Below are 12,238 nucleotides of genomic sequence, written 5' to 3' on the forward strand. Positions count from 1 at the left end.
TGGTGATTTCTCCAATTGATTTTCCGGTGTAGCGGTTTCCGACGTCTCGGAAAACCAAGTAGTTCTCTCAAAGTTACCTCTATTAACGACACCAAATTCAGAAGCTTTAGAAAAAAGTTTAAAAAAATAACATTGCGAGATTTAGCTAATAAAATTGAAGAAAAGTAAGAAAGAGTACTCAAGTTTCCACAAATCGAGCCGAGAGGGCCAAATTGTATAGAAAACCAGCAAAAGGAAACAATTAAAGGTTAGTTCGCAGACGATAGACGTGAAAATTAGAAAAGAAAAAGCCCCTTTTCCTTTGAGAGAACTGGGGCTAGGTTGGTCGCCAGAGCCTATGTGGAGATCAAGAGAAATGAACACATTTCCGGCATACCGAGTGCAACTTTACATTGAAAATGATTGGCAGGTGAGAGATGAGAGAGCCGCTCATTCTATTGTAAAGTTGCTTGCCAAAAGCCTGCATTCCCATCCACGTCTGAATGTATTGAGTACAGGCTAAGTAAACTACTGCAATAGTGACATTGCAGAGTTTGGCAACTGTTTCGCTTGAGCAAGAATCGATGTACCTGCTTGTTGCAAAATTTGTGCTTTGGTCATTTGCGTGGTTTCTTTCGCAAAATCTGTATCTTTAATTCGGCTGTTCGATGCGTCAACGTTTTCTTGGATATTCGCCAAGTTGTTGATGCTGTGACTCAAACGGTTTTGCTTCGCACCTAAGTCTGCACGTTGCGAGTCTACGTATTTCAGTGCCGAATCCAGCACAGAAATCGCGTTTTGAGAACCTTGTACCGTGGTCATATCAATATCTTGTACTGACGTTCTGATAGGTTCATCACTCAGGCCAAGCTCAGATGCTAATCCACCAGAAATAGAAATCTCACCCTGAACGTTTGGATGCGCGACAAAAACTTGCAACTTGCCATCTTCACTTACAGACGCATTAATCATATCAGACTGACCATTAATGTAAGTGGCAAGCTCTTCGATGTCGTCGCCCGCTTTGGCATTAATGTTGATTTCTAGATCATCAACATTGCCGTCTTCGTCTTCACCCATACCTGGTAGCGTGATCTTCAAGTCAGATTTAGCTGGGTCAACGCTCCAGTTTTTATCTTTACCATTTTCAGATAAGAAGGTCACACCGCCCATGCGAGTATCGTCCGCACGAATGCTGGTGAGTCCCATGATCATGGCTTCACCTGAGCTCGCACCAATCTGGAATGCTGCTTCACCGAATGAGCCATTCAATAGACGACGACCACCAAATGAAGTGGTTTCTGCAATACGGTTTAGCTCGTCAATCAATGCCATTGACTCTTCGTTGATCGCCTGACGCTCAGCCGGAGAGTTAGTACCGTTCGATGATTGAATCGCAAGGTCACGCATTCGTTGCATGACAGAGGTTGCCTCATTCATCGCACCTTCAGCGGTTTGTGCAATCGAGATACCATCGTTCGCGTTACGCATTGCGACATCTAGGCCACGAGACTGTGCAGTTAAGCGGTTAGAGATCTGTAGACCTGCCGCATCATCTTTTGCACTGTTAATCTTATGTCCTGAAGATAAGCGCTCCATCGACGTGTTTAATTCATCAGTCGCTTTGTTTAGGTAACGCTGCGCGGTCATCGCGGAGACGTTAGTACTAACTGTTACAGCCATTTTGCTCTCCTGTTGAGTTCGCAAGCTTTTGCGAAGCGGCCAGCTTTACTCTCATTTGGATAAGCACTGACCGTAAAAGTTACTTGCTAAATCTGCCTTAAACGCAGGGTTTAGAATCTCTAAATCTGTTCTGATATTTTCAATACAATTTGTGTGCCAACTTTCGTAAATTATTTAACCACTTTTAAAAGAATCAAATAAACAATAAGTTAGCTTTATCATTAAGCTATTTCCGGTTTGTCAGACTCATCTTAGCCCAAGGGTATTGAACGCTGCCCTGTTGCCGCCCGACTTGCCTCCCGCATCATTGCCGCTTTGGGTAAAATCGTGCCGCATGACATCTCAGACTCTCAGGTTACGTCGACTTATCGCGCTTAAGGCTTTGCACATAAGGCATCAAAATCAGACAATGTGTATGAGTGTCATACTAGATGTAGTTAAACAACGTTAGATCTTTGGTCTTACCGAATGCTTGTTGCGATGCCTGTAACGCTCGCGAGTTTTCACTGAACTCGATCACGGCTTTGGAGTAATCCAAGTCCTCAAAGTTGCTCTTCGCTTTTGCCAGAGACAAATTAAAGTCTTCATGATTTTGCTCTTGGATATCCAGCGTACTCAATCGAGCACCGGCATCTGTACGCGCTTTATTCAAATGGATAAAAGCAGCGTGGAATTCTTCTGTCATTTGGTGCAATTTAGCAGTCGCCGACGTATCCGAAACCGATTTGTCTGACCATGCCATTGCATCCTTGAAGGTATCGAAAATGCTGAACTCTGCCCGCTTTTCGATCTCAATACTGTCACCAGGCGTAATTTGGCCTTTTACGTGCACTTTCAGGCCTTTGTATTCAACCCCTTTCTCTGGAGAAAACTCATCGGCATCCACTACTTTGCCGTTACGCTCTAATTGGTAACCAAATTTGCCGTTATTCATATCGACAAATGTCACGCGATACGCCGCATCATCCTTAGCGTCAACGTTAGTAGCTTTGTTTAGCAACAGCTCAGAGCCGTTTTGTAGATCGTAATTCGGCTGATAGTCGCCAAATGGGTTTGGTATCTCCATAAACAGCTTGCTGCCGGGATCGTTCATTGGCATCTCAAGCATGCTGGAGACTTTCATTTTGCGCTGATAATCGTCCCCAGCGTATTGCACGCTACCATCTTTATCGCGATAAAATGGTTGGCTTTTTGGCTTAGTGCCAGCAAACACGTAGTTACCAGATTCATCTTGCGAGTTCACCAAGTTAAGGAAGTTGTTCGCAATCTCCTCTAGCTCACGCTTCTTTGCTTGTCGGTCTTCCGCAGAAAACGCACCGTTAATCATCTCCATCGTTAAACGCTTCGACTCGTCGGCAAAATTCTCCGCATTGGCGATATTAACTTCGTGGTTTTCTAGACGATTACGCACCAACACTATCGAGCTAAGATATTGTTGTAGCTGTTCTTGTTGCTGACTAATATTTTGAATGTAATGCGACGCAAGGGGATCGTCGCTAGGTTTCAGTAACTTTTTCCCTGAAGCAAGTTGCTCTTGGTTATGGTGAACCTTATTCTCTTGACGACGCAAATCATTTTGTACGGACTGATAGTTATGGAAACTAGAAATTCGGGTTAGCACTTATCTCTTCTCCTTACCTCAGTTGTAAAATGGTATTGAAGGTATCATTCGCCGCTTGCATCACACGTGATGAAGCCATGTACGCTTGTTGAAACTTCATCATGTTGGCCGCTTCTTCATCGAGGTTAACGCCAGAGATAGAAGCAACGCGCTCTTGTGCCGCCTCATGCTCTAAGCGAGCGACAGAGGCTAATCGGTTTGCTGTAGAAGATTTCAATCCGACTTCGGTATTGAGGTTGTGATAAACATCGATCAAAGTACTGGATTTTCCGTCCATCATCTTATCTGTTTGGATCTTCTGCATTTTTCTCAAGTTGCCATTACCACCTTCCGAAGGCACCAAGTTCGCGGTGAACTTGTCATTCATCAGCGCACCTTCGCTCAGCTCAAATACAGTCGCATCGCCATTTTTATACAGCGGATGACTTTTCGGCACTGAGATTTCAATCATCGGGTTATCTTTGTCTAGCGGGTATGAGTATTTGTCCGATAGCAAATTGCCTTTGTTGTCCGTGATCTTTAACCATGGCTTATCATGTTTCTCGTCGGCTGGTTGTACGGTGACCTCAAACTCTTTAACATCCCCCGCCTCACGAATTTTGAACTTGGCGTTACCTTGAGCAAAAGTGGTTGAAGCTTCATAACTTTGCGCGGCAATGGCTTTTGCATCATTGGTTTCCATCTTGATGATGGCTGCGCCACTTCGTGTTGGGCGCAATAATACGCGCTCACCAGCGGCAAGACCTTCACCGATTTGCACTTTCATACCATCCAGAACAAACGAAGAATCTGATTGATCAATGTTCAACGACATTTGCTCACCTTTCGGTGTTGTCACGCTGTATTGGTCGCCATCATAACGCAGCGAATATTCACCACCTTTGATCGCGGAAATATCCTCGATGTAAACCGCAACATCAGCTTGTGAGTCAGGTGCAGCAAAAACTCGAGATTTTGCCACCAGCTCAGAGTTCACGTCGGTAAATACGTCTTTACCTATCTTGCCGTTGAGATCCAGACCTTGAGATTGCAGCTGATTAATTTTGTAGGAGAAACCCGTCGCTAAACGGCCCATTTCATCTTGCAGTTGTGGGATGTGTTTGTCGCGCATTTCAAGTAAAGCGCCGATTTTGCCATCCATATCATCAGACTTGATCGCTTTAATGCCATTCCCTTCCACCATTGCTAATCGTCTTTGATGAACATCCGGATAGCCATCGATCATTTTGAGCTGGCTTGCTTCCGTGCCAGAAACAAGAGTGTGTCCATTGCCGATATGAACATTAAACCCTTCCGCATTTTTGCGTGGGGTTACGGTAACTTTGGTGTATTCTGACAGCTCAGTAACCAGCTTTTCATGCTGATCCATCAGGTCATTATGTGGACCGGGAGTACGCATCATCAGTCGATGAATATCGCGAATTTCCAACGCAAGTTGATTAACGCGCTCAATGCCCATATCCAATTTTTTATTGGTGACATCAGATTGCAGTCGCACGGTTTCGTGGAAATCATTTAATGTATCAGAGAAGATTTTTGCCTTTTCCAATACCACTTTTCGTGCCCCTAAATCGTTCGGGGTATCTGCCATGGTTTTTACCGCATCGAACCACTCATTCAGGTTCTCGGGAATTTTCTTCGATGCCACTGAACTCAACATGCTAGAGAGCATATCAAGATTGTCTTGGGTATCCGTTTTGTTGGCATTGTTGGTCGACGACAGGTTCAGTTCATTCACGGCAAACTGATCCCACGAGCGGCGAACATTTTCCACATGCACACCCATGCCGTAGGTAGAACCACCAAACATGCGCGGATCATTCGTGCCTTGGATAACAGACTGACGGCTATAACCCTCTGTATTAACATTAGAAATGTTATGACCAGTGGTGTTTAATTGTCTCTGAGCAGTAAGCACACTTTGAGTACCTACATTCAGAAGATCTGACGCCATACATGCCCCCGAAAACGAAATATAAATCGGCAAAACCGATCACCTAGACACATTAAAAGCAAAAGATGTGCCAAGTGATAGAAAGGCGTAGATGTTCAGATAAAGTGAAGGCTTGCACTATGGCAAGCCTTCGAGAACGTCATAAATTGTCGCAGAGACATTACATACTTTCGATTTTATCCTTCACCTGCAGGACTTTATCTGCGTAATTCGGATCGGTCGCGTAACCCGCACTGTGGATACCGCGAATAAACAACTCTGAATTCCCGCGTTTCTGCAATGCTGTCTCGTAACGTGGGTTGTCATTCAAAAATCGTACAAAGTCATTAAAGCTGTCTTCGTAACTTGAGTAGGAGCGAAACGCTGCCGTCTCTTTCACTGGCGTGTTATCGTGGAACTCTAAAGTTTGAGTCGTCACTTTGTCACCCTGCCAGCTTCGATCTGCTTTGATATTAAATAAGTTGTTGCTGCTGCCACGCGCGTTCTTCACGACCTTTTGCCCCCACCCCGTTTCCAAAGCGGCTTGCGCAAGTAGCAGAGATGGCTCGACTCCTAGGGCTTTCGCAGCTTTCTCCGCGTATGGCTTCATCGAGTTAACAAAGGATTCTGGTGAATCGAATCGAGTGGGTTCATTGCTTGGTCGAGATAGTTGACCAGATTCAATCAAGCGCTGTTCAATCTCGCGCGCTTTTTTCGGGTCAACACGACGATATTCCGCAGCATTGTTTGCCGCATCACGCATAGCCGTTTCTTTTTTGTCGTTCCCTTGCCCAGCCGTTAATTGCTTAACAATCATATCGGCCAGTCCCATTGAACCAGACGAACTCAATTCGCTCGCCATCTGTTCATCCAACATTTGTCGGTAGAACTTCTCGTTTTGGCTGTTCATCATGTTGGACTCAAAGCCCTCATTGGCTTCACGCATGGATTTCAACATCATGGAGGTGAAGATCGATTCGAACTGACGAGCAGCCGCATGCAATGCTTCTTGCTCGCCATCTTTTCCCTCTTTCACTGCTTTTTGACGCAGAGTATCCAGAGAACTGATGTCATGGATAAAACCAATGTCGTTAGGATTGTTCATTATACCTACCTCCTAACCATTAAATGATGATCAACTGGCCTTCAATGGCACCAGCTTGCTTCAATGCTTGTAAAATTGCCATCAAGTCCGAAGGCGCAGCCCCGACTTGGTTCACGGCACGGACCAAATCATCCAACGTTAAGCCTGGTTCGAACTTAAACATTTTGCCTTGCTCTTCGCTGACTTCGATATCCGAGTCTGGTACGACTACGGTTTGCCCACCAGAAAAGCCGTTAGGTTGGCTAACATTCAGGTTTTCTTTGATCGCAACCGTCATGCCGCCATGCGTTACTGCTGCTGGTTTAAGACGCACATGCTTACCAACTACGATGGTGCCCGTGCGAGAGTTAACGATGATTTTGGCTGCACCATCTGCTGGGTCAAACTCTAGGTTTTCGATTGCCGATAAGAACGCAACACGCTGGCTGACGTCACGAGGAGCACGCACGCGCACTGATGTCGCGTCAACAGCGCTCGCCATTTGTGGGCCAAGGAAGTTGTTTACAGCATCCGCCATACGTTGAGCCGTTGTGAAGTCTGACTCAAGCAAGTTGAACGTGATGTAATCACCACGACCAAATGGGTTTGGAATTTCTCGCTCTACTGTCGCACCACTAGAGATAAGACCAACGGTTGGATTGTTACCTACGATTTTAGAACCGTCAGCGCCTTCAGCACTGAAGCCGCTCACTACTAAGTTACCTTGAGCAACCGCGTAAACTTGACCGTCGAGACCTTTGAGGAACGTTTGCAGCAAGGTGCCACCACGCAAACTTTTAGCACTTCCGATGGAAGAGACAGTCACGTCCACTTGCTGACCCGGTTTAGAGAAAGGCGGCAATTCTGCCGTAACCATGACTGCGGCAACGTTTTTAATTTTTGGCTTTGTGCCCGGCGGCATCTGAATGCCGAAGTTTTGCAGCATGGCGGCGAAACTTTGCTCTGTAAACGGGTTCGCTTCACCCGTACCAGGTAAGCCTGAAACCAAACCATAACCCACGAGTTGGTTGCTTCGTACACCTGCCACTTGCGCGACGTCTTTGATACGTGCGGCTTGGGCTACGGTAGAAAACAGAGCAACGCTCATCAGTACTAAAAGGAGTTTTTTCATGCTTACTTATCTCTTGCAGTCAAATTGCCGTCAGCAGGGCGTGTTATAGCGCTACATTAAAGAATCGTGCCAAGAAGCCTGGCTCTTGCATATCTTGTTGCAAACCAGTGCCAGAGTACTGAATTCTTGCGTTAGAAACGCGATTTGATGCAATGGTGTTGTCGAAATTAATATCATCCGGACGAATAGTGCCACTTAAACGTATGTACTCATCACCCGTATTTAGCGTCATCCACTTCTCACCGCGGATCACGAGGTTGCCGTTTGCCAGTACTTCGATCACCTCAACAGTGATGTAACCACTGATGCTGTTGCTCTGCTTTGCAGAAGAGTCACCTGCAAATGAGTTGGAGTTGTTTAGGTCATAAGAGAAATTATATTTTCCGCCAATTTGCAGCTCTTCTCCGCCCACTTGAAGCGGGTCCATTTGCGCTTCATTGGTTTTCGATAAATCGGCATTTGCGCTTTTCGTCGCACTGGTTGTCTCATCCAGTGTTACGGTAATAATGTCGCCAATACCACGTGGTTTAGAATCGTCGTAGAGATCGGTAATGTGCTCGGCGCTAAACAACGAACCTGTTGCAGCAGCATAATGCTCAGGTTTGTTTTTCGGATGAATTGGAGCCCAAGCAGGATCGCCAGCAACCGGATCGCTTCTACCACGTAAAGTATCTACAATACCGCTGCTCTCTTCTTTCGATTTATCGCCTTCTACTGCGTCGACCACAGTGGTTGCTTGTGTCACTTCATCCGTTTCAATCGGCTCCAACATGGCACAGCCCGACATCGTAGCAATCAAAGCGAGTAGGCAAATACGTTTCATCGTGAGCTCCTCAAATCTTGCTCTTAATCGTTACAATTGCTGGTTAACGAAGCTCATCATCTTATCGACTGACGAGATCACTTTTGAGTTCATTTCGTAAACGCGCTGGGCTTCGATCATGTTGACCAACTCTTCCGTTACATTCACATTGGACGCTTCCAGCATGGATTGACGAATTTCCCCCAAACCGTCCAAACCGGGAACACCCTCTTGTGGATCGCCACTGGCCCCCGTTGGTAAGTAAAGGTTCTGACCAATTGGCTCTAGGCCACCTGGGTTAACAAAGTCTGTAATGGTTAGCTGACCAACGACTTGGTTGTCTTGCTGACCACGGACGCGAACCGATACTTCACCATCCGTACCGACAGTGATAGAAATCGCATCTTCTGGAATCACAATTTCAGGTTCTACAGGGTAGCCAGAACCCGACGTGACTAACGTGCCTTCACCATTTAGCGTGAACTGACCGTTACGGGTATAACCGATGTTGCCGTCCGGCAATGTCACTTGGAAAAAACCGTCGCCTTCCACCATCATGTCCAGTGCGTTGGTCGTTGTCTGTGCATTGCCGTGCGTGTGCACTTTTTGCGTCGCAACCACTTTAGAACCCGCACCTAACATCAAGCCACTTGGCAGTTCCGTGTTCTGAGATGACTGGCCGCCAGGCTGGTTGATGTTCTGATAGAACAAATCTTCGAATACTGCACGGCTCTTTTTGTAGCCGACAGTAGAGGCGTTCGCCAAGTTGTTCGAAATCGTGGCAATGTTGGTTTGTTGGGCGTCTAGACCTGTTTTACTTACCCATAGTGCTGGATGCATAGTGAACCTCTAACTCTGTTAACTCATACGAAGCAGTGAATCTGAAGATTTATCCATTTCTTCAGCTGTGCTCATCATCTTGACTTGCATTTCAAACTGACGTTGTAAGTCAATCAATGCGGTCATTTCACCTACGGCATTCACGTTACTGCCTTCTATCGCTCCCGTCTGGAGACTAACAGTCGCGTCTGCTTCGTAAGGTTGGTTTGGAGTTTTATGGCGAAATAAGCCATTGGTGTCTTTAAACAAGCTTTGATCATTAGGCTTAACGAGCTTAATGCGATCAACCGCTTGGAATTCTTCTGCCGGGGCACCTTGAGGAAGTACAGAGATGGTGCCATCCCGACCGATTTCAATTTTGGAGAGAGGGATAGGCAAAGTAATCGGCGCATCGTTTTCACCCAGCACCAAATGACCACTTGCGTTGGTAAGCATGCCATTTTGATCGACTTTTAGGTTGCCGTTACGGGTCAACCCTTCTTTCCCTGTGTGATCGAGTACCGATATCCAGCCGCTGCCTTCAATCGTCACATCCAGATCACGCCCTGTTGTAATCACGCTACCTTGAGCAAAGTTATGCCCTGGACGCTCTGTCATGCTGAACACACGTGAAGGATGGCCTTCACCATAAGCCTGCATTGAGCGAGCCTGTGCTAAATCAGCCCGAAATCCGGTCGTGCTTACGTTAGCCAAGTTATTAGCGCGCAATTGTAGTGCCTGCATATTTTGCTTGGCACCACTCATTGCGAGAAACAGTGCGCGATCCATAAATTACTCCAAAAAATCTCTCTGTACACGGAGTAAAAGCAATAGTTATGCCAAAACAAAAATAGGCTTATCAATCAATACTTTGAATTAACAATCAACAATTAAAAGAGGTCAATAGGGGCAGAAAACTGTAACGAGAGGCAAGGTTTTGATCCATACGGCGGCAACAGCGGCAAATCGTAGATCAAAGCATGCTTAGCCTGAGTGAGGTGTATTCAGGCTAAGCATCAGATGAATGTCATGATGAAAGTGAACAAAGCGGTAATTACTAAGAAGCAACCACACGCCATTGCTTACTCAAGCAGAGTATCGAATGACCCAGCTAGTACTCTAGCGGATCTGTAAGATATTCTGTTGTAGTTGGTTGTGTACTTCTAGCGAACGTGAGTTTGCTTGGAAGTTACGCTGAGCAGAGATCAGGTCCACCAACTCCTGCGTCATATCAATGTTTGACTGTTCCAGCATACCGTTATTGATGGTGCCGAAAGAGCCTTTATTTGATTCACCCCAGATCTTGTCACCAGAGAACTGCGTTGAATCCCATTGAGTGCCGCCTTTCTTATCCAGACCTTGCTCGTTTGGAACACGTACGAGAGCAACACGACCCAATGTAACGTTTTCACCGTTTGAGTAAGTCCCCAATACGCTGCCGTTTTCATCGAAGTCAACTTTGGTTAGGAAGCCCGTTGTTGCACCGTCTTCGTCAAACTTAGTCAGTTCGAACGGAGCCGCAAACTGTGTTGCTGAGCCTAAGCCGAAGTTAAGCGTCTGCGCAGGATCGGCACCATTCATATCGACTGGTGTCGTGTTCGTCGCCGGATCGCCCAGAGCCACAGAAGTGATTGGCTGACCATTGTTCAAGCTCGCCAACGTACCATCGTTGTTGAACTTCATGGTATGCCCCACATGACCTGTTGGCGTTTGCGCATCACCAGCCGCAACATTTAAAGGCTTTTCACCTTCTTTATCTGTCACGGTGTAGTAAGTGTTCCATGTATTTGGCTGAGTCTGATCTTTCAAGTAATACGTCGTTAGCTTGTAAGACTGACCCATCGAGTCATAAATTGTCGAAGAGGTTGAACGGTTGTATGTATCTGGGTCTGAAAAATCAAACTGCGTTGGATCTTTCAAATCGCCGTTCGCTGGCAAGTTCACACCCACTTCAATGTTTGCTGTTTGTTTTGGCTTACCAAATTCAGCAGGAATATTGATGGGTTGTGGCTCGTATGAAGAAACCTCACCAGAGCTTGGGTCCACTTGGTAACCTAATAAGAACTCGTCGTTCGCGGTCACCATGTAGTTTTCTTTATTTAAGTGAAATGCACCATTACGTGTCAGTTCATTCTGTTGTGGAGTTAGACGCTCTTTCGCTACAGCGAAAAAACCTGTCCCCGAAACACGCAAATCCATTGGGTTGTTGGTGTAAATGCTAGAGCCTTCATGGAACTGCTGTGCCACTTGGCTTGCTTGCGCACCACCACCCGGTGTGGTTTTTGCGTTAGTAAATAAAGAGTTAGAGTAGACATCAGCAAACTCAGCACGGGACTCTTTAAAGCCGTAAGTGTTGGCGTTCGCAATGTTGTTACTGGTGGTGTTCAAATCCAGTTGGGCGGCGGACAAACCGCTTAAAGATACATATGACATTCCAAAATCTCCTAATCTAGCGAGCTATGACTACGCTTTGCCGACTTCCAATACTTCTGCAAGTCGAACTGGCGACTCAAAACCAGCCAGATTGAGTAATACGTTTCCGTCACCTTTGCCAAGCAATACGCTGTTTACGTTGGCATACGTCGATACTGGGAACTCTTGCGACTCCCCTTCAACTAAGCCAGACGCTTTCACTTTGTATTTGCCAGCTGGCAGTGGATTTCCGCTTTCATCTTTACCGTCCCAAAGCACACGCGTGTCGCCGGCTGGTTTCGCCCCTACCTCAAAGGTACGAACCAGTTGGCCAGCTTCATCCTCTACACGAACAAACAGATTATCGATAGATTGTGAAAGCTTAACCATTGCCGCCATTGGTGCGTCGTCCTGCTTCACACCTGCTGCTCCTGGGACCAATACGTCACGCCCTACCAAAGAGGAAGCTTGTAACGCTTGATTTGATGTCATTGACGAATTCAAACTCTCAAACTGAGTGTTCATCTTGCCAATGCCATCAACGGTCGCAAATGAAGCCATTTGCGCAATCATCTGGTCATTACTCACCGGCTTAAAAGGGTCTTGCTGAGACAGTTGCTTCGTGAGCAATGATAAGAAGTCTTCCTGTTTTAGATCCTGCTTACCCGTGCTCTCTTCCGCTTTCTTGTTACTCTCTTGTAGACTTTTAAGCTGGTCGATATAGGACAAGCCGCTTTGACCAACGTTGTTAATTCCGGCCATACGCTACCCCC

The 12,238-nt window shown here is 46.2% G+C and carries 10 protein-coding genes; all 10 read right to left on the reverse strand.

Annotation, left to right across the window (positions count from 1 at the left end; translation table 11 throughout):
* Positions 1 to 507: 507 nt before the first annotated feature.
* Positions 508 to 1,662, reverse strand: a complete 1,155-nt coding sequence (locus tag R7190_RS23270) for a flagellin (protein WP_005382038.1) — start codon at positions 1,660 to 1,662, stop codon at positions 508 to 510.
* A 427-nt stretch (positions 1,663 to 2,089) separates the two neighbouring features.
* A complete protein-coding gene (gene flgL / locus R7190_RS23275; protein WP_186584432.1) occupies positions 2,090 to 3,283 on the reverse strand; it encodes a flagellar hook-associated protein FlgL in 1,194 nt (397 codons plus the stop codon).
* A gap of 13 nt (positions 3,284 to 3,296) precedes the next feature.
* Entirely contained in the window at positions 3,297 to 5,237 is a 1,941-nt protein-coding gene (flgK, locus tag R7190_RS23280; RefSeq protein ID WP_186584433.1) for a flagellar hook-associated protein FlgK, read from the reverse strand.
* 160 nt (positions 5,238 to 5,397) lie between these two features.
* Positions 5,398 to 6,324 carry a flagellar assembly peptidoglycan hydrolase FlgJ gene (gene flgJ, locus R7190_RS23285; RefSeq protein ID WP_042522768.1) on the reverse strand — a complete coding sequence of 309 codons (927 nt, stop codon included), beginning with the start codon at positions 6,322 to 6,324 and terminating at the stop codon, positions 5,398 to 5,400.
* A gap of 16 nt (positions 6,325 to 6,340) precedes the next feature.
* Positions 6,341 to 7,432 (reverse strand): flagellar basal body P-ring protein FlgI, encoded by a 1,092-nt coding sequence (locus tag R7190_RS23290; RefSeq protein ID WP_005393118.1) that lies wholly within the window; start codon positions 7,430 to 7,432, stop codon positions 6,341 to 6,343.
* Between the two features lie 43 nt (positions 7,433 to 7,475).
* Complete coding sequence (flgH, locus tag R7190_RS23295) at positions 7,476 to 8,255, reverse strand: flagellar basal body L-ring protein FlgH (RefSeq protein WP_005382033.1); 780 nt, start codon at positions 8,253 to 8,255, stop codon at positions 7,476 to 7,478.
* A 30-nt stretch (positions 8,256 to 8,285) separates the two neighbouring features.
* Positions 8,286 to 9,074 (reverse strand): flagellar basal-body rod protein FlgG, encoded by a 789-nt coding sequence (flgG, locus tag R7190_RS23300; RefSeq protein ID WP_005382032.1) that lies wholly within the window; start codon positions 9,072 to 9,074, stop codon positions 8,286 to 8,288.
* Positions 9,075 to 9,092: 18 nt separating this feature from the next.
* The gene (gene flgF, locus R7190_RS23305) at positions 9,093 to 9,842 is read right to left on the reverse strand and encodes a flagellar basal-body rod protein FlgF (protein ID WP_005382031.1); all 750 of its coding nucleotides are present in this window, start codon (positions 9,840 to 9,842) and stop codon (positions 9,093 to 9,095) included.
* A gap of 330 nt (positions 9,843 to 10,172) precedes the next feature.
* The gene (gene flgE / locus R7190_RS23310) at positions 10,173 to 11,486 is read right to left on the reverse strand and encodes a flagellar hook protein FlgE (protein ID WP_005382030.1); all 1,314 of its coding nucleotides are present in this window, start codon (positions 11,484 to 11,486) and stop codon (positions 10,173 to 10,175) included.
* Between the two features lie 30 nt (positions 11,487 to 11,516).
* Entirely contained in the window at positions 11,517 to 12,227 is a 711-nt protein-coding gene (flgD, locus tag R7190_RS23315; RefSeq protein ID WP_005382029.1) for a flagellar hook assembly protein FlgD, read from the reverse strand.
* Positions 12,228 to 12,238 lie beyond the last annotated feature (11 nt).

Source organism: Vibrio sp. 1078-1, from assembly GCF_033340475.1.

Coding starts and splice junctions, on each gene's coding strand:
- R7190_RS23270 (WP_005382038.1), bottom strand. CDS start 1,662: ATGGCTGTAACAGTTAGTACTAACGTCTCCGCGATGACCGCGCAGCGT.
- flgH (WP_005382033.1), bottom strand. CDS start 8,255: ATGAAACGTATTTGCCTACTCGCTTTGATTGCTACGATGTCGGGCTGT.
- flgG (WP_005382032.1), bottom strand. CDS start 9,074: ATGCATCCAGCACTATGGGTAAGTAAAACAGGTCTAGACGCCCAACAA.
- flgD (WP_005382029.1), bottom strand. CDS start 12,227: ATGGCCGGAATTAACAACGTTGGTCAAAGCGGCTTGTCCTATATCGAC.
- flgF (WP_005382031.1), bottom strand. CDS start 9,842: ATGGATCGCGCACTGTTTCTCGCAATGAGTGGTGCCAAGCAAAATATG.
- flgK (WP_186584433.1), bottom strand. CDS start 5,237: ATGGCGTCAGATCTTCTGAATGTAGGTACTCAAAGTGTGCTTACTGCT.
- flgE (WP_005382030.1), bottom strand. CDS start 11,486: ATGTCATATGTATCTTTAAGCGGTTTGTCCGCCGCCCAACTGGATTTG.
- R7190_RS23290 (WP_005393118.1), bottom strand. CDS start 7,432: ATGAAAAAACTCCTTTTAGTACTGATGAGCGTTGCTCTGTTTTCTACC.